The sequence below is a fragment of the Aeromonas sp. QDB18 genome (assembly GCF_027705325.1).
GTDB lineage: Bacteria > Pseudomonadota > Gammaproteobacteria > Enterobacterales > Aeromonadaceae > Aeromonas > Aeromonas caviae.
This window is the reverse complement of record NZ_JAPDBQ010000047.1, coordinates 1-26980: the sequence shown is the minus strand read 5'-3', so window position 1 is coordinate 26980 and position 26980 is coordinate 1. Positions and strand designations below refer to the sequence as shown.

Sequence of the window (26980 nt, the reverse complement as noted above, 5' to 3'; positions counted from 1 at the left end):
TGCCTCCCTCATTTTTTAGCCCTGATACTACGTGGACTGGAACTCAAATTCTCTTAAGTGAACAGCATTGCGGCAGTTGCCGGGCGTTTTTTTGTGGGCGGGCGCAGCACATGGCCGGGCCGGGGGATCAGATGCCGGAGCCGTCGCTCTCGCCACCTTCCTCATGCAGGCCGCACTCGCGCTTGAGGCCGAAGAAGCGAGTCTGCTCCTCGCTCATGCCGGGCTCCCACTTGGCGGTGGTGTGCACGTCGCCGACCGAGAGGTAGCCCTGCTCCCACAAGGGGTGGTAGGGGAGGTCGAACTCCTTGAAATAGTAGAAGACGTCCTTGTTGCTCCAGTCGATCACCGGCAGGAACTTGAAGCGACCGCGCTGGATGGCCAGCACCGGCAGCTTGCCCCGGCTGCCGGACTGCTCACGGCGCAGGCCCGAGAACCAGGTGCGGGCACCCAGCTCGTTCAGGGCGCGGTCCATCGGCTCCACCTTGTTGAGCTGGTTGTAACGGGTGATCCCCTCCACCCCCTGCTCCCACAGGAGGCCGAAGCGGGCCTCCTGCCAGGCCGGGCTGAGTTCGGCCCGGTAGATCTTGAGGTTGAGCGCGAGACGCTCGGTCAGCTCGTCGATGAAACGGTAGGTCTCGGGGAAGAGATAACCGGTGTCTGTGAGCACCACCGGCACGTCGGCCCGCTCGCGGCTCACCAGGTGCAGCATGAGCGCCGCCTGGATGCCGAAACTCGACGACAGCACATGCTCCCCCGGCAGGTTGGCCAGGGCCCAGCGCACCCGCTCGGGGGCGCTCATGGCGTCCAGCGCCCGGTTGAGGGGGGCCAGCGCCTCGACCTGCTCCTCCCGGCCCTGGGCCAGGAGGGCGTCGAGGTCGAGCCGGCCGTCGGCGGTGCGCGCCAGCCGGGCTGTATCAGTCTGTTCAGGCTGCATAGAAGTCCCTCGCGGAGTCGATAACCGGGGCGATGATGCCGGCGCGAATGACAAAATCGCCGAAGCACTCACCCGGGTTGCGATCCTTGGCCCAGCGGCCGATCAGGGCGTCCAGTTCGGCCAGGATCTGCGGCTCGGTGATGTTCTCCAGATGCAGGCGCGGGATGCGGGTCCCCTCGAGGTTGCCCCCCAGGTGCAGGTTGTAGCGACCCGGCGCCTTGCCCACCAGACCCACTTCCGCCAGCATGGCGCGGCCGCAGCCGTTGGGGCAGCCGGTGACCCGGAAGATGATGGCGTCATCCGCCAGGCCGTGCTTGGCCAGCAGCCCCTCGATGTCGGTGACGAAGGCAGGCAGCATGCGCTCGGCCTCGGCCATTGCCAGGGGGCAGGTAGGCAGGGCCACACAGGCCATGGACTGCTTGCGCTGCTCGCTCACGCCGTCATCCAGCAGACCGTACTGACGCGCCAGGGCCTCAATGCGGGCCTTCTCGCCGGCAGGCACGCCCGCGATGATGAGGTTCTGGTTGGCGGTGAGGCGGAAGTCCCCCTGATGCACCTTGGCGATCTCCAGCATGCCGGTTTTGAGGGGCTTGCCCGGGAAGTCCAGCAGGCGGCCGTTCTCGATGAACAGGGTCAGGTGGTGCTTGCCGTCGATCCCCTCCACCCAGCCGAAGCGATCGCCACGGCTGGTGAATTCATAGGGGTGAACCGGCCCGAACTGGATGCCGGCGCGGTTCTCCACCTCGGCCTTGAAAGCCTCGACCCCCACCCGTTCAAGGGTGTACTTGGTCTTAGCGTTCTTGCGGTTGACCCGGTTGCCCCAGTCGCGCTGGGTGCTGACCACAGCGGCCGCCACCTCCAGCACGTGGGAGAGCGGAATGAAGCCAAAGTCGCTCGCCTTGCGCGGGTAGGTGGTGGTGTCGCCGTGGGTCATGGCCAGACCGCCCCCCACCAGCACGTTAAAGCCCACCAGCTTGCCGTGTTCGGCAATGGCCACGAAGTTGAGATCGTTGGCGTGGATGTCCACGTCGTTGTGGGGCGGGATGACCACGGTTGTCTTGAATTTGCGCGGCAGGTAGTTGGAGCCCAGGATCGGCTCCTCGTCACCCCCCAGCTTCTCGCCATCCAGCCAGATCTCCACGTAGGCGCGGGTCTTGGGCAGCAGGTGCTCGGAGATCTTCTTGGCCCACTCGTAGGCCTCCTGGTGCAACTCGGACTCCACCGGGTTGCTGGTGCAGAGCACGTTGCGGTTCACGTCCCCCGCGGTGGCGATGGAGTCGATACCTGTGCTGTTGAGGGTCTGGTGCATCAGCTTGATGTCGCGCTTCAGTACCCCGTGGAACTGGAAGGTCTGGCGAGTGGTCAGGCGGATGCTGCCGTACATGCTGTGTTCTTCGGCGAACTTGTCGATCACCTGCCACTGGGCCGGGGTGATGATGCCGCCGGGCAGGCGGGCGCGCAGCATGACGTTGTGCAGGGGCTCCAGCTTCTGGGCGGCGCGCTCCGGGCGGATGTCGCGGTCATCCTGCTGATACATGCCGTGGAAGCGGATCAGCTGGAAGTTGTCGCCGTTGAAGCCGCCGGTGAGCGGGTCCTGCAGATCTTCGGCGATGGTGCCGCGCAGGAAGTTGCTCTCGCGCTTGAGGCGTTCGTTGTCAGCCAGCGGCCCTTCGACCGGTCCCGGAATAAGTTGTTTGCTCATCAATAGACATCCCTTTGATAACGTTTGGCACGACGCAATTCGCTCAGATACTCTTCTGCTTCCTCACGGCTCTTGTGGCCGTGTTCCGCAATCACTTCCAGCAGGGCTTCCTGCACATCCTTCGCCATGTGGTTGGCGTCGCCACACACATAGAAGTGAGCGCCTGCTTCCAGCCACTGGTAGAGCTCAAGCCCTGCCTCGCGCAGACGGTCCTGCACATAAATCTTGTTGGCCTGATCCCGGCTGAAGGCCAGGGAGATCTTGGACAGCAGGCCCGATTTCACATAACGCTGCCACTCCACCTGATAGAGGAAGTCCTGGGTGAAGTGGGGGTTGCCGAAGAAGAGCCAGTTCTTGCCCTCTGCCCCCTGTGCTTCCCGCTCCTGCAGGAAGGCGCGGAACGGGGCAATGCCGGTGCCCGGGCCCACCATGATGACGGGGGTGTCGGGATTGGCGGGCAGGCGGAAGTTGTCGTTGTGCTCCACGAACACCCGGACCTCGGCATCTTCCGGCAGACGGTCCGCCAGATAGGAAGAGGCGCCGCCGCTTCGCACTGTGCCATCTTCTTGGCGGTAGCGCACCACGCCGACAGTCAGGTGCACCTCTTCTTCCACCTCGCTCTGGGCGGAGGCGATGGAGTAGAGGCGGGGGGTGAGGGGACGCAGCAGTGCGATCAGTTGATCGGCACTCAAGGAAGCCGGGAAGCGTTTCAGTACGTCCACCACCTGGGCGCTGGCCACCAGGGCGTTGACCTGGGCCTTGTCACCGGCCAGATCTTTGAGCGCCGCGTTGTCCGTGATCTCGGCGAGGCCAGTGATCAGGCCCCCGTGCAGCCGGGTCAGCTCGTAGTGACGGGTCAGCGCCTCGCGCAGGCTGCCATGGGGGGTGGCCTCGTCACCGGTCAGACCGGTCAGGGCCAGCACTTCCCCCACGAGATCGGCGTCGTTGTCGAACCAGATGCCGAGCGCGTCCCCCGGTTGATAGGTGATGCCGGACTCTTCCAGGTTGATCTCGATGTGACGGATGTCCTTGGTGGAGTCGCGGCCGGTGATCTTCTGGTTCACCGAGAGTCTGGCGGGGAAAGGGTTCTCCTTGTTGTACTGGCTGTGGCCGACGGCGGCCTGCACCGAGCCCGCCACGCTGGCAGTCGCGGCGCCGGCAGAGAGGGTGGCGGCGACCGCCGCAACGGCCTGCTCGCCCCAGGCCTTGGCAGCATCCTGATAATCCACATCGAGGCTAGCTAGCTCATGGATGCGCTCTGCCCCTGCCTTGGCGAGGAAGCCATCGAAATCCTTGCCGGTCTGGCAGAAGAACTCATAGGAGCTGTCACCCAGCCCCAGCACGGCAAACTTGAGCCCTTCCAGCTTGCCGACCTTGCCCTTCTTGAGCTGCTCGAACAGATCGACGGCACTCTCGGGGGGCTCCCCCTCCCCGTAAGTGCTCACTACCACCAGCAGGTGGCTCTCTTTCTTGAGCTGCTTGGGTTTGTAGTCCGCCATGGAGGTGAGGGTCACCGGCAGGCCGCGGGCCTCGGCCTGGGCCTTGATGGCGCTGGCCACGCCCTTGGCATTCCCGGTCTGGGAGCCGTAGAGAATGGTCAGGCTGCCGCCGGGAGCAGCGACTTCTACGCCTGCGCTCGCCACGGGTTGGACGCCCGCCTGGGAGAGGCCGTAGAGATAACCGCTGACCCAGGCCAGTTGCTGGGTATTGAGGGTGGTGAGAACTTGGTTGAGCTGGCGCTGCTGTTCGTCAGAGAGCGGGCTCAGGGTGGGGGCTGTCAATGGCATCACACATGTCTTCCATGGTCTGATTTTTGGTCAGGGTAAGGGGTGTAATGAATAACAACAAAGAATAAAAATATCTTCTTTATGCGATTTATGAATTTATAAAGCCAAAATCCATCTCAGCCCCGGGGGGCCCGTGATATAAAAATGGCCTTGCCGAGCCCCCTGTCCCAGGGATCTCTCATGCCTCAAGGAGCAACCATGTCCCGTCTCTATCATGTCAACGCCTTCAGCCATCACCCCTTCGGAGGCAACCCCGCCGTGGTGGTGCTGGGGGAAGCGCGGCCCGACGCCGAGCTGCAGGCCATGGCGGCGGAGTTCAACCTCTCTGAGAGCGCCTTTCTGACCCAACTGGGGGAGGGGCATTACGGGTTGCGCTGGTTCACCCCGCAAGTGGAGGTGGACTTGTGCGGCCATGGTACCCTGGCGGCGGCCCATGTGCTGTGGCAGACGGGGGCGGTGTCGGGGGAGCTCCCCATCCGCTTCGCGACCCGCAGCGGTGAGTTGGTGGCCCGGCGGGAAGGGGAGTGGATCTGGCTCGATTTTCCGCGCATTGTCCTGGCGCCCCTCGAGCTGGACCCTGCCTATGGGGCTGCTCTTGGCTGCCAGCCGCTGCAAACCCTGGCGGCCGGGGCCAAGTTCCTGCTTGAGCTCGGTAGCGAGGAAGAGGTCCGCGCGCTCACCCCCGATTTTCACGCCCTGCGGGCGCTGCCGGGCCGGGGGATCATGGTGACGGCGCCATCGAGCCGGGGAGAGGACGACTTCGTCTCCCGCTATTTCGCCCCCTGGGTCGGGGTGGACGAGGATCCGGTGACCGGCTCCAACCACTGCGCCCTGGTGCCCTTCTGGGCCGAGCGGCTCGGCAAACGGCAATTGCGGGCCCGCCAGATCTCGGCCCGAGGCGGGGATCTCAGGCTGGAATTGCAGGAGGAGCGGGTGCTGATGGCGGGCCGGGCACTGACCCTGTGGCAGGGGGAGTGGCTGCTGCCCCCTGTCGCACCAGCGGACCGATGACCGTTCGTCACTGTGTGACTTCTGCATAAAAAAAACGCCCCGCAATTGCGCAATGCTGTTCAGATAAGCACATTTTTGACTAATTATTCATAAATGCGACTTGAGTTGGGGGAGCAAGGCTGTTTCCAGTCGATGTTCCTTCAGCCTTTATCCAGCGTGGCTTGCAATAGAAAGAGGGAGGCATCATGCCTCCCTCATTTTTTAGCCCTGATACTACGTGGACTGGAACTCAAATTCTCTTAAGTGAACAGCATTGCCCGCAATTGCGGGGCGTTTTGATTGCCATGGACGGCAGCGTTTTGCTACGGCCCTGTTTCTGCGGCGCTTACTTTTGTGGACGCAAGGCCGGGAACAGGATGACGTCGCGGATGGTGTGGCTGTTGGTGAACAGCATCACCAGACGGTCGATGCCGATACCTTGACCGGCGGTCGGCGGCAGACCGTGTTCCAGCGCGGTGACGAAGTCGGCGTCGTAGAACATGGCTTCGTCGTCCCCTGCGGCTTTCTGGTCAACCTGGGCCTGGAAGCGCTCGGCCTGATCTTCCGCATCGTTCAGCTCGGAGAAGCCGTTGGCCAGCTCGCGGCCGCCGATGAAGAACTCGAAGCGGTCGGTGACGTCCGGGTTCTGGTCGTTGCGACGGGCCAGCGGGGAGACGGCGGCCGGGTACTCGGTGATGAAGGTCGGTTGCAGCAGCATGTGTTCCACGGTCTCTTCGAAGATCGCGGTGATCACGTGGCCCAGCTCCCAGCTCTTCATCAGCTCGATCTTCAGACCCTTGGCGACGGCGGTGGCCTTCTCCAGGGTGGCCAGATCGTCACGGGTCACACCCGGGTTGTACTTCAGGATGGAGTCGACCATGGAGAGGCGCTGGAACGGCTGACCGAAATCGATGGTCAGGCCCTCTTCGCCCTCTTTGGCGTAACGGATCCTGGTGTCGCCCAGGATGTCTTGCGCCAGAGTGCGCAGCATCTCTTCGGTGAGATCCATCAGATCGATGTAATCGGCGTAGGCCATATAGAACTCGAGCATGGTGAACTCGGGGTTATGGCGAACGGAGATGCCTTCGTTGCGGAAGTTGCGGTTGATCTCGTAGACACGCTCGAAACCACCGACCACCAGACGCTTCAGATAGAGTTCCGGAGCGATACGCAGGTACATGTCGATGTCCAGCGCATTGTGGTGGGTGATGAAGGGACGTGCGGAGGCGCCACCTGGGATGACTTGCATCATGGGGGTTTCCACTTCCATGAAGCGCTTGTCGTTCAGGAACTTGCGAATGCCGGCCACCACCTTGGTGCGGGTCACGAAGGTCTTGCGGGACTCTTCGTTGGCGATCAGGTCCAGGTAACGCTGGCGGCAGCGGGCTTCCTGGTCGGTCAGGCCCTTGTGCTTCTCGGGCAGGGGGCGCAGCGCCTTGGTCAGCAGGCGGATCTCGCCGACGTGGACGGAGAGCTCGCCGGTGTTGGTGCGGAACAGGGTGCCCTCGACGCCGACGATGTCCCCCAGATCCCACTTCTTGAACTGCTCGTTGTAGAAGCCTTCCGGCAGGTCGTCACGGGTCACGTAGACCTGGATCTTGCCAGCCATGTCCTGCAGGGTCGCGAAGGAAGCCTTGCCCATGATCCGACGGGTCATGATGCGACCGGCAATCTTCACCCGTTTATTCAAGGCCGCCAGCTCGTCGGCGCTCTTGTCGCCGAACTCGGCGTGCAGATCGCCGGACAGGCTGTCACGACGGAAGTCGTTGGGGAAGGGGTTGCCCTGGGCGCGCAAGGCGGCCAGCTTGGAGCGACGCTCAGTCATCTCGTTGTTCAGTTCGAGAGTCTGGTCGACTTCCGGGGTGGTGGTTTGTTCAGACATGGTGATTCCTGCTGCTCTGTTTACAGGCCTGATTTCAGGCTGGCTTCGATAAACTTGTCCAAGTCGCCGTCGAGTACGGACTGGGTGTTGCGGGTCTCGACGCCGGTGCGCAGATCCTTGATACGGGAGTCATCCAGTACGTAGGAGCGGATCTGGCTGCCCCAGCCGATGTCGGACTTGGTCTCTTCGAGGGCTTGCTTCTCGGCGTTCTGCTTCTGAATTTCCAGCTCGTAGAGCTTGGCCTTCAGCTGCTTCATACACTGATCTTTGTTCTTGTGCTGGGAACGGTCGTTCTGGCACTGCACCACCACGCCGGTCGGGATGTGGGTGATACGCACCGCGGACTCGGTCCGGTTGACGTGCTGACCACCGGCACCGGAGGCGCGGTAGACGTCGATGCGCAGGTCCGCCGGGTTGATCTCGATCTCGATGTCGTCGTCGATCTCGGGATAGACGAACACGGAGCAGAACGAGGTGTGACGACGGCCGCCGGAATCGAACGGCGACTTGCGAACCAGGCGATGGACGCCGGTCTCGGTGCGCAGCCAGCCGAAGGCATACTCGCCGGTGAACTTGATGGTGGCGGACTTGATGCCGGCCACGTCGCCCTCGGAGCATTCGATGAGCTCGGGCTTGTAGCCGTGGGCATCACCCCAGCGCAGGTACATGCGCAGCACCATGTTGGCCCAGTCCTGGGCCTCGGTGCCGCCGGAACCGGACTGGATGTCGATGTAGCAGTCGGAACCGTCGTGCTGACCGGAGAACATGCGACGGAACTCGAGATCCACCAGCTTGGCCTCCAGCTCGTCCGCTTCGACCACGGCTTCGTTGAAGGTCTCTTCGTCTTCGCCTTCGACGGCCAGGCTGACCAGCATCTCGACGTCATCGACGCCCTGGGTCAGGGTATCGATGGTGCTGACGACGTTCTCCAGGGAGACGCGCTCCTTGCCCAGCGCCTGTGCGCGCTCGGGTTCGTTCCAGACATCCGGCTGTTCCAGCTCGGCATTGACCTCTTCTAGACGCTCTTTCTTGGCGTCATAGTCAAAGGTACCCCCTAAGCAGCTCGGTCCTCTCAGACAGCTCCTTAAGCTTGTTTAATACAGGATTGACTTCAAACATCGTGAAAACTCTCGGGGTCGATGTGATTTAAAAACGGGATATTCTAGCCAATTGCAGAAGGAATAAACAGGGTTGGCTGGCCTCGCTCTTTTTCCTGCTCCAATTTTCCGCAGCATTTTTAAAATTTCCGCGTAAAATATCGTCACTCACGCCATTCTCCGCTTCAGTTTTGTGCGGATTGGCCGCTAACAACACACAGTGCCACGCACTCCCGATTGATCCTGTTCCCGACTCCCACAAGAAGAAAACACGATGAAAAACCTATCACTCAAGCTGAAGATACTGTTGTCTGTGGTCATCGCCTTGTCACTGGTGATCCTGCTGCTCTCCTGGCAGAGCTACAGCAGCCAGAAGTCCATGCTGCTGCAAGACAGTCAGGAACAGGTGCAACGCCTTGGCAGCCAGCAGGCCGCCAGCGTCAGCGACTGGCTTGCCGCCCGTCGTGACGTTATCCAGGCCCTTGGCAACAAGGCCGGTGCCGAGCCCCTCAACGCCCTGCAACAGGCCCAGGTGTCCGGCCGTTTCCAGCTCACCTATTTTGGTGAGGGCAGCGGCAAGATGAACGACTCCGACCCCTCCATCAACCGCGACGGTTACGATCCCCGCTCCCGTGGCTGGTATCAGGAAGCCATGGCCAAGGGCGGCATGATCGTCACCAAACCCTACCTCGACGTGGCCTACAACATTCTGGTGGTGACCCTGGCCCAGCCGGCCCAGGGCGGCGTGGTGGGGGGGGGATCTCTCCATCGCCTCCCTGGTGGATGACATCACCAAGATGAAGCTGCCTGCGGACGGCTTCGCCATCCTGATGCACAAGGATGGCACCGTCATCTCCTACAAGGATGCGGCCAAGGCGATGAAGCCGGCCAGCGAGATCGACAACGATCTGACCAATGCCCTGATCGAGCAGAGCAAGGCGAGCAACAGCCTGGTGCCTGCTTTCTTCGACAACGAGGGGCGTGACAAGCTGCTGTGGGCGACGGACATTCCGGACACCGACTGGGAGCTGGTGCTGGTACTGGACAAGAGCACCCTGGAGGCGCCGCTCTCCTCCCTGCTGATGACCCAGCTCGGCCTGGCCCTGCTGGTGCTGGTGGGCAGCATTCTCGCCATCTCCTGGCTGGTCAGCCTGCTGCTCGGTCCCCTCACCAAGGTGTCCCAGGCCCTGGCCCGCATCGCAGACGGTAACGGCGATCTGACCCAGCGCATCAAGATCGACGCCAATGACGAAGTGGGCCAGCTCGCCGGCAGCTTCAACCGCTTCGTGGGCAGCCAGCATCAGCTCATCGCCAACATCCGTCAGCTTGCCAACGAGCTGAACGCCGATGCCGAACGCAGTCTGGTGACCAACCAGGCCGCGGTGGAAGAGCTGCAACGCCAGCAACAGGAGGTGACCATGGTCGCCACCGCCGTCACCGAGATGGCGAGTGCCACCATGGAGATCGCGGGCAACGCCGAGAACACCGCTGCCGCCGCCCAGCAATCCGCCCAGAGCAGTGAACAGGGCAAGATCCTGGTGAACCAGACTCGCCAATCCATCAACAACCTGGCCGAGGAAGTGGGGCAGGCGACCGGCGTCATCGGCGAGCTGAGCCGTCACGCTCAGGCCATCTCCGGCATCCTCTCCACCATCCAGGGCATCGCCGAGCAGACCAACCTGCTGGCGCTGAACGCGGCCATTGAAGCGGCCCGTGCCGGCGAACAGGGTCGCGGTTTCGCCGTGGTGGCGGACGAGGTGCGGGTGCTGTCGCGCCGTACCCAGGATTCCACCCAGGAGATCCAGTCCACCATCGAAACCCTGCAACAGACCACGGCCCGCGCGGTGAGCCTGATGCAGACCAGCCAGGGGCTGGCGGACAACAGCGTGAAGGATGCCGACGCTGCCGCTGCGGCTCTGGAGGAGATCACCCAGGCCGTCAGCCTCATCTCCGACATGGCGGGCCAGATCGCCACCGCCGCCGAGGAGCAGACCCAGGTGACCGGTGAAATCACCCAGAACACTACCGCCATCAAGGATGTGAGCGACGAGATCACCGCTTCCGCCATGCGCGACTTGGATCAGGCGCACAACCTCAAGGGGCGTGCCACCAACCTGAACCAGCAGGTGTCGACCTTTATTTTGTAAGGAAGGTCAGGCCGCAATCTGAACCAGCAGGTGTCGACCATCCTCCTGTAAGTTCTGACACGCGGCGATCAAGGCCGCCATGACAAAGCCCCGCACTCTGCCGAGTGCGGGGCTTTTTGTTTAGATGTTTCCCAGCGGGCACCCATGAAGGATGGGATTCAGTGCTGCTGGCGAGCAGAAATGACAGAGCCCACCGCAAGGTGGGCTCTGTCATACGGGGCCTGCGTCCGGGATCACAGGAAGGGCAGGGCCAGGAACAGCTTGATCACCACGGCGTTGATGATGTCGATGAAGAAGGCACCGACCATGGGCACCACCAGGAAGGCCAGGTGGGAGGGGCCAAAGCGCTGGGTGATGGCCTGCATGTTGGCAATGGCAGTGGGGGTGGCGCCGAGGCCGAAGCCGCAGTGACCCGCCGCCAGCACGGCCGCATCATAGTTGCGCCCCATGACCCGGAAGGTGACGAAGATGGCGTAGAGCGCCATGGCCACCGTCTGCACGGCCAGCAGGATGAAGATGGGCAGGGCCAGGCTTGCCAGCTCCCACAACCTGAGGCTCATCAGCGCCATGGCGAGGAAGAGCGACAGGCTGACGTTGCCGAGCAGGGAGACCTCGCGGTCGCTCACTTCGTGCCAGTTGAGCAGGGTGAGCAGGTTGCGCAGCAGCACGCCGACAAAGAGCACGCAGACGAAGATCGGCAACTCGAAGACGCCGCCCTTGAGGTAGAGGGCCAGCATTTCGCCCCCTTTCAGGCTGATGGCGATGAGTGCCAGGGTCTCGATCAGGCTGAAGGTGGTGAGCGGGCGCTCCATGTCCGGCATCTCGAAGCCCTGGGGGGCGCCGTCACGGTTATGCTCCTCACCGGGCACCTGCACTTTCTTCACCAGATAGCGGGCCACCGGGCCGCCGATGAGACCCCCCAGCACCAGACCGAAGGTGGCACAGGCAATCGCCAGCTCGGCGGCGGATTGTACGCCGTATTTCTCGGTGAAGATGGAACCCCAGGCCGCCCCGGTGCCGTGGCCGCCGGAGAGGGTGATGGAGCCGGCTAGCAGCCCCATGTGGGGATCCAGCCCCAGCAGGGTGGCCAGACCCACCCCCAGGCTGTTCTGCACCAGCAGCAGGCCGGTGACCACCAGCAGGAAGGTGGCCACCGCCTTGCCGCCGCGCTTGAGGCTGCCCAGATCGGCGGAGAGGCCGATGGAGGCGAAGAAGGTCAGCATCAGGGCCGTCTGCAGGCTGGTATCAAATTGCAGTTCGATCTGCAGGGTGGAACGCAGCACCAGCAGCACCAGGGCAACCACCAGGCCACCGGCCACGGGTTTGGGGATGTTGAAAGTGCGCAGGGGTCCTATCTTGTTGACCAGCAGGCGGCCAAGCAGCAGCACCAGGGTCGCGGCGACCAGGGTGGCGTAGGCATCAAGTTGTAGCATTCAGTGCTCCCATGTTGATCGGCTGTGTCTTTGGCGAGAAAGACTCACGGATCCAGCCGGGATGAAACAGAGTGGCGAACGCGCCAGTGACAGAGGGGCCGCAGCCCCGTCCCTCTGCAAAAGAGGGGGTCGACACGAGCCCGTGTTCGTCGGGCGTCCAGATGAGATTTGTGAAAAATCCGCCGGATACTAGCAAAAAACACCAAGTACATCCACATATATCACATTAATGATTAAAACATGGTGTTAATATGGCATTTAAAACTGCCTCGCCGAGTGTGCTCCGGATCGCAACAATGCTGCTGCGGCTGTCATTTGCAGCGGCACTCTTTATAATTCGCCCGGTTCCGCCCCCACGGGAGGACACAGACCCTCAAGAGGTCTGCTGATGACCGATATTGAGCCCGCCCGCACCATCTGAAGGACGGGGGCTGTATCGGTTGAGCCCTGTTTGATTTGCCGGTTTCCAGTCCAGAGAGAGGAGAGGGTGTGAAGAAGTCCATCTACATTGCCTACACAGGCGGCACCATAGGGATGCAGCGTTCCGACCACGGTTATGTACCGATGGCGGGCTTCATGGAGGACTGTCTGGCACGGATGCCCGAGTTCCATCGACCGGAAATGCCCGATTACCATATCCACGAATATGCCCCCCTCATCGACTCTTCCGACATGACGCCGGCAGACTGGCAGCGCATCGCCGAGGATATCAAGGGCAACTACGACAAGTACGACGGTTTCGTCATTCTGCACGGCACCGACACCATGTCGTTCACCGCGTCTGCGCTCTCCTTCATGCTCGAAGATCTGCACAAGCCGGTCATCATCACCGGCTCCCAGATCCCCCTGGCCGAGCTGCGCTCGGACGGTCAGCAAAACCTGCTCAACGCCCTCTATATCGCGGCCAACTACCCGATCCACGAGGTGACGCTCTTCTTCAACAACCAGCTCTATCGCGGCAACCGCAGCAAGAAGGTGCATGCCGACGGCTTCCACGCCTTCGACTCGCCCAACTACCCGCCCCTGCTCAATGCCGGTATCGCTATCTCCCTGGAGGCAGGTGAGCTGGGCGTGCCGTGCGATCGCCCCCTGGTGCTGCACGACATTACCCCCCAGCCCATCGGGGTGGTGACCCTCTACCCGGGGATATCGGCTGAGGTGATAGCGAACATCCTGCAACAGCCGGTGCGTGCGCTGATCCTGCTCTCCTTCGGGGTGGGCAATGCGCCCCAGAACCCGGCCATGCTGGCGCTGCTCTCCGAGGCATCTGCCCGGGGCGTCATCATCGTCAACCTGAGCCAGTGCCTGCACGGCAAGGTCAACATGGGGGGCTATGCCACCGGCAACGCCCTCTCCCGTGCGGGAGTCATCTCGGGCTTTGACATGACCGCCGAGGCGGCGCTCACCAAGCTGCACTTCCTGCTGAGCCAGGATCTGCCGGCGCCGCGCATCCGCGAGCTGATGCAGCAGTCCCTGCGCGGGGAGCTGACCCCCTGACTTTCCCTCTCACCCTAACCCTCTCACAGCGGGAGAGGGGATAGATCGAGGTGGCGAGGTTTGCCATGAAGATCGCCGGCAGGTGGCCCGCTGACTGCTCGCAGGTGCGTGCCAGCTCCCTTCTCCCCTGGTGGGAGAAGGGCCGGGGATGAGGGGGATGAGTCATCCTGCATAGAGAGGAAAAAAAGAGGGGAGCCATAATGGCTCCCCTCTTTCGTTTCGTTACCGCGATAGGTGACGTGCGGCCTGCCTCAGTGGCTAAGGTCTACCCGTACTATCTCTTCCTCATCGCGATACTGGCGCTTGAGCTCGCTCTTGCTCTTCATCACGATCTCGCCGTCACGGCCGATGTTCATGTGCTCGGGGTTCTCAAGGTGCATCGCCTGCCAGGCCATCACGGCCTGCAGGGAAGTGGCCTTCTGCTCCTCGGTGAGGGGCTTGCCATCCGGCCATTTGCCGAGCTCGACCGCAGTCTTGAGCCGCTCGTACACCTCTTTGGGCATCTGCGCTATCGCTTGTTGAAACGTCACTTGCTGAGACGACATCCGGCCTCTCCTTGAAAATTGAGCCATGAACACGGGTTCAGGCGGGCAGATCCTGTCGGACTATACCGGTAGATCTTGGCGGACTACGCCAGCCATCTGCTCCATCACCCGTACTACCTGACAACTGTACCCGAACTCGTTGTCATACCACACGTAGAGCACGCAGTGATCCCCCTCGGCGATGGTGGCCTGGGAGTCGACGATGCCCGCAAAACGGGAGCCCACCATGTCGGAGGAGACCAGCTCGGTGCTGGCACTGAAGTCGATCTGGCGATGCAGGGCCGAGCTCAGTGCCATCTGCTGCAGATAGGCGTTGAGGCTCTCCCGATCGGTGGTCTGTTCCAGCGACAGGTTGATGATGGCCAGGGACACGTTGGGTGTGGGCACCCGGATGGCGTTGCCGGTCAACTTGCCCTTGAGCTCCGGCAGCGCCTTGGCCACCGCCTTGGCGGCGCCGGTGCTGGTCATCACCATGTTGAGGGCTGCGCTGCGACCGCGGCGCTCGCCTTTGTGATAGTTGTCGATGAGGTTCTGATCGTTGGTATAGGAGTGGACCGTCTCCACGTGGCCGTGGCGGATGCCGTACTTGTCCTGCATCACCTTGAGCACCGGGGTGATGGCGTTGGTGGTGCAGGAGGCGGCGGAGACTATCTTGTCATCCGGGCCTATCACCTCGTGGTTGACCCCGAACACCACGTTCTTCATCTCCCCCTTGCCGGGGGCGGTCAGCAGCACCCGGGCGGCGCCGCGGGCCTTGAGGTGCTCGGACAGCCCCACTTCGTCACGCCAGACCCCGGTGTTGTCAACGATCAGCGCATTGTCGATGCCATAGGCGGTGTAGTCGATGTCGGCCGGGCTGTTGGCGTAGATCACCTGGATGAAGGTGCCATTGGCGATGATAGCGCTGCGTTCTGCATCCACCTCGATGGAGCCGTTGAAGGGGCCGTGCACCGAATCGCGGCGCAACAGGCTGGCACGCTTCTCCAGATCCCCGTCGCGACCGCCGCGCACCACGATGGCGCGCAGGCGCAGGGAGTTGGCGGCGCCGGTGCGCTCGATGAGCAGACGGGCCAGCAGGCGGCCGATGCGACCGAAGCCGTAGAGTACCACGTCGGTCGGGGCGGGCACGGTACTGCGGTTCAGGGCCGGTGCCAGCTTGGCGCGCAGATAGTCCTCGATGCCAGCTTCATCCTGGTGATCCTGCCAGTAGCCCACGGCCAGTTTGCCGAGATCGACTTCGGCGGCGGTGGGGTTCAGGGCGACGATGGTGCGCAGGAGAGGGAAGCTTTGCTGGATGGGCAGCGGGGTGCCCTGGTGGCGGCGAACGACCCGGTGGGCCTTGAGGATATCGATGGTGGAGGCGTTTTGCAGGGGGCGTCCGTAGAGGGTGATCTCTATCCCTTGCTGTCGGTAGAGGCGACCTATCAAGGGTTGCATGGCTTCGGCGAGCTCCTGGCTCTCCTGCCACGCCTGCAAGTAGTGCTCGTGGGTCATTAACCAGATCCTTTTATTTCACGTTGTTGAAGCAAGTTGCCTGGGCAAATTGAAATTCGTCGAAGGCAGATCAGTGTAGGGCTGATGGTTTCGTTATATTATTCTGCAATCGCGGCCTTATACGGCGCGCGCATTGTAATGGATATGTAGCCTGTTTGCTAGTTGGCGGTGGCCGGTGCGGGTTGCGATTGTTATCAACCAGATGTGAACCATGACCTTATTCTCACAGCGTCCGTTACTGCTTTCCCTCGCTTGTTGCCTGACGTTGACGGCCTGCGACGACGACAGGATCCACAACATCTGCTCCCAATATCCCGCCCTGTGCGCGGACCTGGTGGACGACGGCTGGTGCCGCTATGAGCGCAGCGACGTCATTCGCGGTCGTTACTATCTCCAGGAAGAGGGGGCGGACAGGCGCAAGTACGATCTGATGCGCGGCCTGGAACGTTATCTGCAGTGCGCCGAGCACTCCACCAACATTGAGTACAAGCGGGCCAGGGAGCAGAAGAGCCCCAGAGTGGAAGGGATGCTGGCCGCCGGCCGGCAACTGGAGCAACTGGACGCTCAGACCCGGGGCTCCCGAGATCCCTACCTGCTGCTCTGGCACTGGACCAACAACACCAGCCCCGATGCCCGCGCCAGCTTCCTCGCGCAGGAGGGGACGCCGAGCCTCGAGGAGCCCGAGCTGCAACTGGCGCTCGGCGGCATCTATGCGAAGAGCGAGCCCGAGAAGGCCATCAGGCTGATGCACCATGCGCTCTCCCTCTATCGGGAGGGGGACAAGGTCAACAGCCGGATCCTCACCGCCCTCAGCACCCTCTACATGGGGCAGAAGCGATTTGATCAGGCCTATCTGTGGGGCAAGGTGAGCGAGTCATTCCAGGAGAGCCCCGAGGTCTCCGCCACCCGGCTCGGCATTTACCATGCCATCGGCAAGGAGGAGCAGGAGACGCTGGACGACCAGGCGGCCACCATCGTCGATGCACTCAGGCAGGGGAGCTACCGCACACCATGAATCCGACCCTGACAGAGGTCCGGGAGTGGGCCCATCCCTTCGATATCCGTCTCGTCCACGGCCAGATCCGCGGCGAGGACAGGGTGCTTGAACGGGCCACGGTGAGGGCCGTGGTGATGCGTGGTGATCGACTGCTGCTGGTGCACTCCAGCGTCAACGGGGATCTCATGTTCCCCGGTGGCGGCATCGAGCACGGGGAGGCGCACGATGCGGCCCTGGCCCGGGAGCTGCGGGAAGAGTGTGGCGCCGAGCTGGTGGCCGTGGGCCCCCTGCTGGGAGAGACCCGGGAGTATCGTGCCGCGCGCGAGCCGGATTACGATGCCTACTGCATCCGATCGTCCTATTACCTCTGCCGGGTCGGGGAGGACTGGAGTGCGCCGCGCCCCCAGCCCTACGAGATCCGCCTCGGCTTCACGCCGGGCTGGTTCCCCCTGGCCGAGGCCCTGCAGACCAACAAGACCCAGCTGGCGGGTCCCTGTCCCCAGTGGACGGCGCGAGAGACCCGGGTGCTGGCAGAGTTGCACCGCTGGCAAGCGTCCGGCTTGCTGACCTGACAAGGCCGCTTGCCCCATAAAAAAACCGCCTGTCGGCGGTTTTTTTATGGCTGTCCCCGGCGTCAGGGGAGACAGACCTGGCAGAAGGCGTAGGTGCCCTGGGGATCGTTGAAGCGGGTCAGCGGGTCCAGAGTGCGGTTCATCTCCAGCAGCGCCTTGCCAAGCCCGGCGGGCAGCCAGCTTTGCAGGTGCGGGGCCAGCGCCTGGGCGCTGCTGTCAAACAGCTCGCGCAGGAACTTGTCCCTGGCAGACTCTTCCGGTGCGATGGGGGTGACCTGCCAGCTCTTGAGGTTGGCGAGATCGGCGGCCGCCTTGAGGGCGTCATCCAGATTGCCGAACTCGTCCACCAGCCCCAGTGCCTTGGCATCCTGCCCGGTCCAGACCCGGCCTTCGGCGGCTTTTTCCGCCTCTTCCGGGCTAAGGCCCCGGCCCTTGCCCACCAGGCCGACAAAGCGTTGATAGGTGTCTTCCACGCTCAGTTGAATGGCTTCACCCACGTGATCCGGCAGGGCACGGGTCAGCCCGACCCCCACGAAGTCGGTGGTGCCGACGCCGTCGGTGTGTACCCCGTACTGGGAGAGCGCCTTGTCGATGGTGGCGAACATGCCGAACACCCCGATGGAGCCGGTGAGGGTGGTGGGGGAGGCGAAGATCTTGTCCGCATCGGCGGAGATCCAGTAGCCACCGGAGGCGGCGTAGCTGCCCATGGAGATGACCACCGGCTTGCCTGCCTGTTTCAGGGCCAGCAATTCGGCGCGGATCTGCTCGGCGGCGAAGGCGCTGCCGCCCGGGCTGTCCACTCGCAGCACCACGGCTTTCACCTGATCGTCACGGCGGGCCTCGGCCAGCAGATCGGCAAGGCTGTCGCCGCCGATGGTGCCGGCAGGCTGGACGCCATCCATGATGGCGCCGCTGGCGGTGATGAGGCCTACCTCATCCTTGCCGCTCTGGGGGTATTGCTCCGGGATGGCGGCCAGATACTCTTTCAGGCCCACGCCCTTCCAGCCGTGATCATCGGCCTCGCCCACTTCCTTGATCACCGCCTGGGTCATCTCGTCGCGGGTGGCGAGCTGATCCACCAGACCGTTGTCGAGGGCGTAGCTGGCCGCATTGCCACCGGCCTTGCGCAGCAGTTCGAGGAAGTGATCCTTGTTCGGTGCCACGGCATCAGGCTCGATCTCCCGCTGCTCCGCCACGTCGGCCACATAGGATTGCCACAGCTGATCCAGCCAGCGCTGGTTCGCCTCCTTGCTCTCGGGGGACATCTCGTCCCGGGTGTAGGGCTCGACGAAGGACTTGTAGGTGCCGACCTTGAAGACGTGCGGGGTGATGTTGAGCTTCTCCAGTGCCGACTTGAAGTAGGTCTGGTAGACACCCAGCCCCTCGATCAGCACGGCACCACTCTGGTTGAGCAGCACGTGGTCGGCGTGGGCGGCGAGCAGATAGGCCCCCTGGCTGTAGTAGTCCGCCATGGCGATGACCGGCTTGCCGCTCTCCTTGAAGGCGTCGATGGCGGCCGTCACCTCCTGCAGTTTGGAGAGGCTGGCCCCTTGCAGACCCTGGGGCTTGATCACCAGCGCCTTGATGCGATCGTCATTCCCCGCGCTCTTGATGGCCCACAGCAGATCGGAGAGGACGATTTCGCTTGGCTGCTCGTCCCCCTTGTCCATCTGCCTGAGCAGTTGCACCGTGGGATCGGTCTGGGTGCGCTGTTCTACCAGCACACCGGAGAGATTGAGGGTGAGCGCCCCCTCGATGGGGGTGCTGGGGGTCTCGCTCTGGCTGACGCTGAAGACAATGACCAGCACGACGAGAAGAAACAGCAGGTTGACCAGCATCAAGCGGGTAAAGTTGAGCAGGCGCCAGAGGCTGCGAAAGAGCCATCCCAGACCTTTGAAAATAGACATAGCTGCGTTGTCGCCCTGTTAATGGGTTGAGAGCCGCCATTATTAACCAGTTGCGCAGCCAATTGCCATTTCCCCTTGAGTCGACTGCCTCCCCGCCACTTCGGAACACGGCTGTTCGCTGAAGAAATGTCCAAACATTTGTTTGAAAAAGGGTTTTCGATTCTTTACTCTAGCTCCAGCTTGATAACAAAAAATTAACTGAAAGGCCCGATGAGCCGGCCCCATCTCCACCCACCCCCTTCTTTTTACTGCCCGTCACCCGAGGCAGCCAGGAAGGCTGGAGCATGACCCCGTGCACATCGACCTCGACAAGGAGTGCATCATGAGCCGTTATCCCACGCTGCTGACCCCCCTCGATCTGGGTTTTACCCAGTTGCGCAACCGCGTACTGATGGGGTCCATGCACACCGGCCTCGAGGAGGAAAAAGGGGGCTTTGACAAGCTGGCCGCCTTCTATGGTGAGCGGGCCCGTGGCGGGGTCGGTCTCATCGTGACCGGCGGTATCGCCCCCAATTTGCGGGGGCGGCTGGTGCCCCACGGATCCCAGCTGAGCTTTTCCTGGCAGGTAGCCAAACACCGCAAGGTGACCGAGGCGGTGCACCAGGAAGGGGGCAAGATAGCGCTGCAGATCCTTCATGCGGGCCGCTATGCCTACCATCCGTTCAGCCTGGCGCCGAGCGCCCTCAAGGCTCCCATCTCCCCGTTCAAGCCGCGGGCCATGAGCGAGCGGCAGATCCGCGGCACCATTCGCGACTTCGCCGCCACTGCGGCGCTGGCCAAGGCGGCCGGTTATGACGGGGTCGAGGTGATGGGGTCGGAAGGCTATCTCATCAACCAGTTCATCTGCGAACGTACCAACAAGCGCACCGATGGCTGGGGCGGCAGCAGCGAAAACCGCATGCGCTTCCCGGTGGAGATTGTCCGCGCCATCCGTGAGCGGGTGGGCACGGATTTCATCATCATCTTCCGCCTCTCCATGCTGGATCTGGTGGAGCAGGGCTCCTCCCTTGAGGAAGTGATCGCACTTGGCCGGGCACTGGAGCAGGTGGGGGTCACCCTCATCAACACCGGTATAGGCTGGCACGAGGCGCGCATTCCCACCATCGCCACCAGCGTGCCGCGCGGTGCCTTTAGCTGGGTGACCGCCGAGCTGAAAAAGCACCTCAAGGTGCCCCTCATCACCACCAACCGCATCAACACCCCCGAGGTGGCGGAGCGCATCCTGGCGGGCGGCGAAGCGGACATGGTCTCCATGGCGCGCCCCTTCCTGGCAGACCCCGAATTCGTCATCAAGGCGGCTGAAGACAGGGCGGACGAGATCAACACCTGCATCGCCTGCAACCAGGCCTGCCTCGACCACGTGTTCAAGCAAAAGCGTGCCTCCTGCCTGGTCAACCCCCGCGCCTGTTTCGAGACCGAGTTGACGTTTGGCCGGGTGCCCCAGCCCAAGAAGCTGGCGGTGGTGGGGGCGGGTCCTGCGGGGCTGGCGTTTGCCTGCTACGCAGCCGAGCGGGGCCATCAGGTAAGCCTGTTCGATCAGGCGAGCGAAATCGGCGGCCAGTTCAACTTTGCCAAGCAGATCCCGGGCAAGGAGGAGTTTCACGAGACCCTGCGCTACTTTGCCAAACGGCTTGAGAAGTGCGGCGTCGAGCTCTATCTGGGCCAGCGACAGAGTGCCGAGAGCCTGCTGGGCGGCGGTTTTGACGAGGTGATCCTCGCCACCGGCATCCGCCCGCGCACCCCCAATATCCCGGGTATCGAGCACCCCAAGGTGTTGAGCTATCTGGATGTGCTGCGGGATCGCAAGCCGGTGGGCGAGAAGGTGGCGGTCATCGGCGCCGGCGGCATCGGCTTTGACGTGGCCGAATACCTGGTGGAGAAGAGAGGAGCGCCGGATGCTGAAAGCCATCGCGATCACTGGCTCAAGGAGTGGGGTATCGACAAGCAACTGGGTGAGCGCGGCGGCCTGACTACCCCCGAGATCGATGCCCCCGAGCGCCAGATCTGGTTGCTCCAGCGCAAGGAGAGCAAGGTGGGCGACGGCCTTGGCAAGACCACTGGCTGGATCCATCGCACCGTGCTCAAGAATCGCAAGGTGCAGATGCTCTCCGGCGTCCAGTACCTGCGTATCGACGATGCCGGGCTTCACATCCAGGTGGGCGACCAGCAGCAGTGCCTGCCGGTGGATCAGGTGATCATCTGTGCCGGACAGGAGCCCCTCAAGGAGCTGCAGGCCGGTCTGCAGGCTGCTGGCAAGCCGGTGCACATCATCGGCGGTGCCGACGTGGCCGCCGAGCTGGATGCCAAACGCGCCATCCGGCAAGGGGCGGAGCTGGCTGCCGTCATCTAGCCGCCCGACCCTTTCGTATCCTGACAAACCCCTGAACCTCAGGGGTTTTCTTCATCCGGTGCTGTGCTAAGGTAGCGCCATCATCGCCTTTGACAAGGAACTGCCCCATGGATGCCCTCCATCTGTTACTCAATCGCCACTCCTGTGGTCGTCTGGCCGAGCCTGCCCCGAGTGGCGAAGTGCTCGACAATATCCTCAAGGCCGGGCTGCGGGCGCCGGATCACGGCACTCTGACCCCCTGGCAGTTCATCCTGTTTGAAGGGGAGGGGCGTGAGCGTCTGGGGACATTACTGGCTGATGCCGCCCTTGCCCGTGGCGAGGATGCGGACAGTGTCGAGAAGTGCCGCGCCGCGCCACTGCGTGCTCCCCTGGTGATCGCGGTGGCGACCCGTTATCAGGCGCACCCCAAGGTACCGAAACTGGAGCAGGAGCTCTCTGCCGGTTGCGCCCTGATGGCGATGCAGATGGCGGCCCAGGCCCAGGGCTTCAACGGCATCTGGCGCTCCGGCTGGTTCATCTTCGACGAGCAGATCCATGGTGCACTGGGGCTGGCACCGGAGGATCAACTGGTGGGCTTCCTCTACCTTGGCACCCCCATGCTGGAGGCCCGCAAGCTGCGCGAGTTGCCCATCCAGGACTTCGTGCGCAGCTTCTGAAGCACAGAATGCCAAAAGCCCTGATTATTCAGGGCTTTTTTGTTTTCTGACAAAGCCGTCAGGCTGTACTGATAAATGTGCACTTGCCAAGAGGGGAGAAGGGGGTTGGCCAGACATTTTTTGAATTGTGAGAGATTCTTCTCACTCCTGGTTTATTACGCTATGTAAAACGTTTGCGCCGCGTTATTATCCCACTGCCAGTTTAGAAGGTGACCCCTTCTAATTTTCTGCGATGAGAATCGCAATTCCGTAGCACCTTTTTAGAGCCCAACGTCTTGATGACATTGGGCTTCATTTTTTGTAGGGCTGGCACGTCAGCGTTCTTTCTCCTCTTCCTCTTATCTACCTCACCCTGCCTTTTTGTGGCGATCTTTTGCACAGCCATGCGTGTGGCCTCGATTGGAATCAGGATCAGGGTCAAATATCCTGCATTTGCAGGTGAAATCCGGCCCGGGATCCGCCAGCATCGGCAGAGACAAGAGAGCCAGAGGCTTCCCTTCGACGTCGACTGTCCGCACCTTTGCCATCCGGAGGCTATATGTGGTTCAACCGCAAGCTTGAAAAAGAGAATCAACAGCTCAGGGAGGCGATGCTTCTCAAAGAGCAGCAGCACCAGAGCGAGCTGGCCGAATTGCGCGCCACCATCGGTGAATACGAGCACATGCAGCGCACCAGCCGGGAGCGTGGCGATCTCTTCAATCAGGTGATCTCCTGCCAGAACCAGGGAGGTGAGATGCTGCAGAGCGTGCGGGAAGCGCTGGCTGGCAGTGCCGAGCACCTGATGGCGGAAAAGGGAGCGCTCTGCGAGCTGGATCAGCTCTTTGCCCAGACCCGGGGCGCCATCACCCGTCTCTCCGATCGCGCCCATGCCATCACGGATGAGGCGGCTCGCAGCCTCGCAGCCGTCCATCAGCTCGATGCCAGTACATCCGCCATCAACCAGTTCGTGACCGCCATCCAGGGCATTTCGGATCAGACCAACCTGCTGGCACTCAATGCGGCCATCGAGGCGGCCAGGGCCGGTGAAGCTGGCCGAGGATTCGCGGTGGTCGCCGATGAGGTGCGTCAGCTGGCGAGCAAGGCTCATGAAGCCAGCAGCCAGATCGAGGTGCTGGTCAGACAGATAGTGGCACAGGCGCAGGAGATCAAGTCCATCATCAATGACAACCAGGCCAGTGCCGCCGAGGTGGCGACCTCCTCCTCCCAGATCGATGTGGTGGTGACCCAGGTGCTGGCACAATCAGGCCGGATGCAGCAGGTGATCCACAGTGCGGCCTCCACCTCCTTCCTCAATACCACCAAGCTGGATCACGCTGTCTGGAAGAACACCATCTATCGGCTCATCGATCAGCAGCATTTTCACGAGCCGGTGAGCGACCACGCTCAGTGCAGGCTGGGCAAATGGTATTTCGAGGGGCAGGGTGCGGAGCTCTTCGCCCACAAGCCGGGCTTTCGTGAACTGGACGGGCCCCACAAACGGGTCCACGAGAGCGGCAAGGCCGCCCTGCACGCGCGCGAGCAGGGGGATATCAAAAGCATGGTCGAGCAGCTCAAGACCATGGAAAACGCCAGCATGCAGGTGGTGCACTGCATCGACCGCTTGCTGGAAAGCGCCTGAGCGAGCCTCTGGCCTTCCGCTCAACCTTTGACTGGCAGCAGCCGTGCCGGGTTGCCTGCCACCCTGGCACCGGCCGGTACATCTCTGGTCACGACCGAGCCCGCACCCACGACGGCTTCCCGCCCTATGGTGACGCCGGGAAGCAGAATGGCGCCGCCGCCTATCCAGACCCTGTCTTCGATGGTGACCGGCAGCGCCGTCTCAACCCCCTGAATGCGCTCATCGGCGTCCAGCGCATGGGCGGCGGTGTAGATCTGCACGTTCGGCCCAATCATCACCTCGGCACCGATGTGAATGGGGGCATTGTCCAGCAGGGTGGCCCCCATGTTGATGTAGCTGCCCTTGCCAAGGTGGATGTGGCGGCCATAGGTGCAGTAGAAGGGTGGGCAGATGAAGGCACCCTGTGCCAGCTCGCCGACGATCTGCAGCAGTGCCAGCTGTTCATCCTCCTCGTCGCTGCGATTGAAGCGGCGGTACAGGCGGGCCGTCTCCCGGCGCAACAGATCCAGCTCTGGCGCCATGCAGTTGTAAGGCTGGCTGGCGATCATCTTCTCGTATTCGGTCATGACTGGGCCTCTATGGGGTGGAGGAAGAGAGGATAAGTCATCGGGAGGCAGAGAAGCGTGAGGCTCTCCCCAGAGTGGGCAGAAGGAGAACGGCGTCCGGAAACGACAAGGGCACCCTGCTGGGGTGCCCTTGTCGTTCAACGACCTAAGTGTTGCCGCTGTGGCTTGTCAGCCGAGTGTGTGGCCAATGGGTTGGCAACTGCCGTGGCTTGTTGTTTATCAGCCGAGCTTGCGGCCGATGGGTTGGCAACTGCCGTGGTTTGTTGCTTATCAGCCGAGTGTGCGGCCGATGGGTTGGCAACTGCCGTGGCTTGTTGTTTATCAGCCGAGTGTGCGGCTGATGGGTTGGCAGCCACCGTGGCTTGTTGTTTATCAGCCGAGTGTGCGGCCGATGGGTTGGCAGCCACCGTGGCTTGTTGCTTATCAGCCGAGTTTGCGGCCGGAGAGGCGGCACCACTCTTCTTTCACCGCAGTCGGGTCCATCTCGAACCACTGGCCGTAGATGGTTTCCAGCTCCGGGGCCTGACTTTCCAGCACGCCGGAGAGAGCCATCAGGCTGCCCGCTTTGCCGTGGCCGGCGATAAGCGGCGCCAGCTCCCGCAGCGGGCCGGCCAGGATGTTGGCGACCACCACGTCCGCTTCGACATCTTGCGGCTGGTCGGCTGGTAGATAGAGCTCAATCTGGTCGGCGACGCCGTTGCGCGCGGCGTTGTCGCGGCTGGCCTGAATCGCCTGCGGGTCGATGTCGATACCGATAACGCGGGCGGCACCCAGTTTCAGGGCGGCGATGCCGAGGATGCCGGAGCCGCAGCCAAAGTCGACCACGGTTTTACCGGCCAGGTCCAGCCCGTCCAGCCACTGCAGGCAGAGTGCCGTGGTGGGGTGGGTACCGGTACCGAAGGCCAGACCCGGATCCAACATGACGTTGACCGCATCGGGGTTCGGCACGTCGCGCCAGCTCGGGCAGATCCAGAGCCGCTCGCCGAACTGCATGGGGTGGAAGTGATCCATCCATTCGCGCACCCAGTCCTTGTCTTCCAGTTGCTCGACCTTGTAGCCCACGTCTTCACCGAAGATCTGCTGGAAGAAGGCGATGGTGGGAGCCGGATCGGTTTCGGCGTCGAACAGTCCCATTACTTCGGTCTCGCCCCAGAGCGGGGTTTCACCGGGCATGGGCTCATAGACGGGCACATCCTTGGCATCCATAAAGGTCACCGCCTGGGCCCCACGCCCCAGCAGCATGTTGCTCACCTTGTCTGCGGTCTTGGCAGTGGCGTTGATTCGAATTTGTATCCAGGGCATGGCGTCGGCTCTTCATAAATGTGAAACCGCGGGATTCTATCATCATGGGCCCGTGCTGTCGTGGTTTGACCATGACCTCATGGAGAAGGGAGGCCACCCTGCCAAGTTGGCACGGTTAATGTATTCCTTCATGGGTGACGGGAAGCAACTTGTTCCCGCTGAATGCTTTGCTCTATGAAGTTCCGTCATCTTTTTTCAGCCACCTTCGGGTGGCTTTTTTTATGCCTGTGCGCTGAAAAACGGTTAATTGGGAGGGAAAAGCAGAGATTGGCACGCTATCTGCAAAGTTACAGATGTCCTGCATAAGGATATGTGTGTGATTGTTACCCCAACGTTCAGGTTTTTAGGGCCATCCCGACGGGATGGCCTCTTTTTTATGGTTTTTTCGGGGGAGATGCCCCGTCAGGGACAAAGGTCACCTGCGGGGCTGTGCACTCTTGGGGCTTGTCACTGGTGATTTCACCCCATGATGGTTCATTTATTTACCTACAAGGGAATAGGCTGGACGGTAAGGCCCGCTTGGGCTGCGCCTCAGCGATGGAAACCGCTCATGTCGATCACCAGCTTGCCCACCATGCGACCCGCTTCCAGCTCGGCATGAGCCCGGGCCAGGGTGAGGGGCGTCAGTTCGGGTACCACCTTGCTGAGGGTGGTCTTGAGCACCCCTTCATCGATCAGGGCCGCGACCCGGCCGAGCAGGTTGTGCTGCTCGATCATGTCCGGGGTCTGGAACAGGGAGCGGGTAAACATGAACTCCTGGCTGAAGGTGACGCTCTTGGGTTTGAGCAGACCCAGATCCCAGGGGTCACTGGACTCGGCGATGGTGCAGATGTGACCAAACGGACGGATGAGGCTGGCCATGGTGTTCCAGTGCTGCTCGGTGGCGTTGGTGCAGAAGATGGCATCCACCTCGCTGATGCCGAGAGCCTTGAGCTCCGCCTGCAGATGGTGATGGCTCACCACCTGGTGGGCCCCCATGTCCAGGCACCACTCCCGTGTTTCGGGGCGCGATGCGGTGGCGATCACCTCCATGCCGGTAAGCTGGCGGGCCAGCTGGATGGCGATGGAACCGACCCCGCCGGCGCCCCCGATGATCAGCAGTCGCCCGGTGCTTTCGCGGGTGAGGCTCATGCGCTCGAACAGGGTTTCCCAGGCGGTGATGGCGGTGAGCGGCAGGGCGGCGGCTTCCAGATCGGTCAGGGTGACTGGGGCGATGGCGGCAATGCGTTCGTCCACCAGTTGCAGGGCGCTGTTGCTGCCCGGGCGGCTGATGTCGCCGGCATACCAGACCCTGTCACCGGCCTTGAACAGGGTAACGTCGCTACCGACGGCGATCACCTCGCCCACGGCGTCCCAGCCCAGCACGCGGGGGCTGCTTTCGACCTTGTCCTTGGGTGCGCGTACCTTGGTGTCGACCGGATTGATGGACAGGGCGGGAGCACACTTTGTTGATATTTTAACCAAAGAATAACTGAGCCCGATAGTCGTCATTCCAGCCGGCTCT

The 26980-nt window shown here is 62.3% G+C and carries 19 protein-coding genes and 2 pseudogenes; 9 read left to right on the top strand and 12 right to left on the bottom strand.

Features of this window, described 5'->3' with window-relative positions:
* Positions 1 to 127: 127 nt before the first annotated feature.
* From OKC30_RS09510 to OKC30_RS09500, 3 genes are read right to left on the bottom strand one after another with little or no spacing between them, the layout of a single operon-like run.
* Positions 128 to 934, bottom strand: coding sequence for a phosphoadenylyl-sulfate reductase (locus OKC30_RS09510; RefSeq protein ID WP_160838074.1), 807 nt, complete (start codon positions 932 to 934; stop codon positions 128 to 130).
* Positions 924 to 2636 (bottom strand): assimilatory sulfite reductase (NADPH) hemoprotein subunit, encoded by a 1713-nt coding sequence (cysI, locus tag OKC30_RS09505; protein ID WP_143237144.1) that lies wholly within the window; start codon positions 2634 to 2636, stop codon positions 924 to 926. Before cysI ends, OKC30_RS09510 begins: the two co-directional genes overlap by 11 nt.
* A complete protein-coding gene (locus OKC30_RS09500; protein ID WP_160838094.1) occupies positions 2636 to 4423 on the bottom strand; it encodes an assimilatory sulfite reductase (NADPH) flavoprotein subunit in 1788 nt (595 codons plus the stop codon). The genes cysI and OKC30_RS09500 overlap by 1 nt, the downstream gene beginning before the upstream one ends.
* A gap of 198 nt (positions 4424 to 4621) precedes the next feature.
* Here OKC30_RS09500 and OKC30_RS09495 point away from each other — a divergent pair, with 198 nt between their 5' ends.
* Entirely contained in the window at positions 4622 to 5434 is an 813-nt protein-coding gene (locus OKC30_RS09495; RefSeq protein ID WP_160838076.1) for a PhzF family phenazine biosynthesis protein, read from the top strand.
* 325 nt (positions 5435 to 5759) lie between these two features.
* On the opposite strand, the gene lysS is transcribed toward OKC30_RS09495, so the two are convergent.
* On the bottom strand, positions 5760 to 7295 hold the full coding sequence (gene lysS, locus OKC30_RS09490) for a lysine--tRNA ligase (protein WP_160838078.1): 1536 nt from the start codon (positions 7293 to 7295) through the stop codon (positions 5760 to 5762).
* 20 nt (positions 7296 to 7315) lie between these two features.
* Positions 7316 to 8414 (bottom strand): peptide chain release factor 2 gene (gene prfB, locus OKC30_RS09485; protein WP_134696129.1). Its coding sequence is split into 2 segments (ribosomal slippage): positions 7316 to 8338 and positions 8340 to 8414, totalling 1098 coding nucleotides; the frame shifts between segments, so codons are not numbered across the junction.
* A gap of 252 nt (positions 8415 to 8666) precedes the next feature.
* Between prfB and OKC30_RS09480 the strand changes: the two are divergent.
* Positions 8667 to 10539: pseudogene (locus OKC30_RS09480) on the top strand (methyl-accepting chemotaxis protein).
* Positions 10540 to 10772: 233 nt separating this feature from the next.
* Here the strand turns inward: OKC30_RS09480 and gltS are convergent.
* Entirely contained in the window at positions 10773 to 11972 is a 1200-nt protein-coding gene (gene gltS / locus OKC30_RS09475; protein WP_041212483.1) for a sodium/glutamate symporter, read from the bottom strand.
* Between the two features lie 489 nt (positions 11973 to 12461).
* Here gltS and ansA point away from each other — a divergent pair, with 489 nt between their 5' ends.
* Entirely contained in the window at positions 12462 to 13469 is a 1008-nt protein-coding gene (gene ansA, locus OKC30_RS09470) for an asparaginase (protein ID WP_010675424.1), read from the top strand.
* Positions 13470 to 13720: 251 nt separating this feature from the next.
* Here the strand turns inward: ansA and OKC30_RS09465 are convergent, their stop codons facing one another.
* Together OKC30_RS09465 and OKC30_RS09460 are read right to left on the bottom strand one after the other, a co-directional pair.
* Positions 13721 to 14014, bottom strand: a complete 294-nt coding sequence (locus OKC30_RS09465; protein ID WP_010675423.1) for a YeaC family protein — start codon at positions 14012 to 14014, stop codon at positions 13721 to 13723.
* Between the two features lie 60 nt (positions 14015 to 14074).
* Positions 14075 to 15508 carry a glyceraldehyde-3-phosphate dehydrogenase gene (locus tag OKC30_RS09460; RefSeq protein ID WP_160838080.1) on the bottom strand — a complete coding sequence of 478 codons (1434 nt, stop codon included), beginning with the start codon at positions 15506 to 15508 and terminating at the stop codon, positions 14075 to 14077.
* A gap of 211 nt (positions 15509 to 15719) precedes the next feature.
* Here OKC30_RS09460 and OKC30_RS09455 point away from each other — a divergent pair, with 211 nt between their 5' ends.
* A complete protein-coding gene (locus tag OKC30_RS09455) occupies positions 15720 to 16523 on the top strand; it encodes a DUF2989 domain-containing protein (protein WP_160838082.1) in 804 nt (267 codons plus the stop codon).
* Entirely contained in the window at positions 16520 to 17077 is a 558-nt protein-coding gene (locus OKC30_RS09450; RefSeq protein WP_041212486.1) for an NUDIX domain-containing protein, read from the top strand. The genes OKC30_RS09455 and OKC30_RS09450 overlap by 4 nt, the downstream gene beginning before the upstream one ends.
* A 62-nt stretch (positions 17078 to 17139) precedes the next feature.
* On the opposite strand, the gene sppA is transcribed toward OKC30_RS09450, so the two are convergent.
* Positions 17140 to 18984: a signal peptide peptidase SppA gene (sppA, locus tag OKC30_RS09445; protein WP_160838084.1), complete on the bottom strand. Its 1845-nt coding sequence runs from the start codon at positions 18982 to 18984 to the stop codon at positions 17140 to 17142.
* 322 nt (positions 18985 to 19306) lie between these two features.
* On the opposite strand from sppA, the gene OKC30_RS09440 reads away from it, so the two are divergent.
* The 4 genes and pseudogenes from OKC30_RS09440 to OKC30_RS21515 all read left to right on the top strand — a co-directional run bounded on the left by OKC30_RS09440 (position 19307) and on the right by OKC30_RS21515 (position 23608).
* The gene (locus OKC30_RS09440; RefSeq protein ID WP_160838086.1) at positions 19307 to 21334 is read left to right on the top strand and encodes an NADPH-dependent 2,4-dienoyl-CoA reductase; all 2028 of its coding nucleotides are present in this window, start codon (positions 19307 to 19309) and stop codon (positions 21332 to 21334) included.
* A gap of 107 nt (positions 21335 to 21441) precedes the next feature.
* Entirely contained in the window at positions 21442 to 21990 is a 549-nt protein-coding gene (locus tag OKC30_RS09435) for an NAD(P)H nitroreductase (protein WP_049636567.1), read from the top strand.
* A gap of 538 nt (positions 21991 to 22528) precedes the next feature.
* Positions 22529 to 23215, top strand: a pseudogene (locus OKC30_RS21520) (methyl-accepting chemotaxis protein); the annotation flags it as partial.
* 24 nt (positions 23216 to 23239) lie between these two features.
* Entirely contained in the window at positions 23240 to 23608 is a 369-nt protein-coding gene (locus tag OKC30_RS21515; protein ID WP_231563281.1) for a CZB domain-containing protein, read from the top strand.
* 20 nt (positions 23609 to 23628) lie between these two features.
* On the opposite strand, the gene OKC30_RS09425 is transcribed toward OKC30_RS21515, so the two are convergent.
* The 3 genes from OKC30_RS09425 to OKC30_RS09415 all read right to left on the bottom strand — a co-directional run bounded on the left by OKC30_RS09425 (position 23629) and on the right by OKC30_RS09415 (position 26967).
* The gene (locus OKC30_RS09425) at positions 23629 to 24174 is read right to left on the bottom strand and encodes a sugar O-acetyltransferase (RefSeq protein ID WP_160838090.1); all 546 of its coding nucleotides are present in this window, start codon (positions 24172 to 24174) and stop codon (positions 23629 to 23631) included.
* 423 nt (positions 24175 to 24597) lie between these two features.
* The gene (gene prmA / locus OKC30_RS09420) at positions 24598 to 25476 is read right to left on the bottom strand and encodes a 50S ribosomal protein L11 methyltransferase (RefSeq protein ID WP_045525764.1); all 879 of its coding nucleotides are present in this window, start codon (positions 25474 to 25476) and stop codon (positions 24598 to 24600) included.
* 531 nt (positions 25477 to 26007) lie between these two features.
* On the bottom strand, positions 26008 to 26967 hold the full coding sequence (locus tag OKC30_RS09415) for a zinc-binding alcohol dehydrogenase family protein (protein ID WP_160838092.1): 960 nt from the start codon (positions 26965 to 26967) through the stop codon (positions 26008 to 26010).
* Positions 26968 to 26980: the final 13 nt, after the last annotated feature.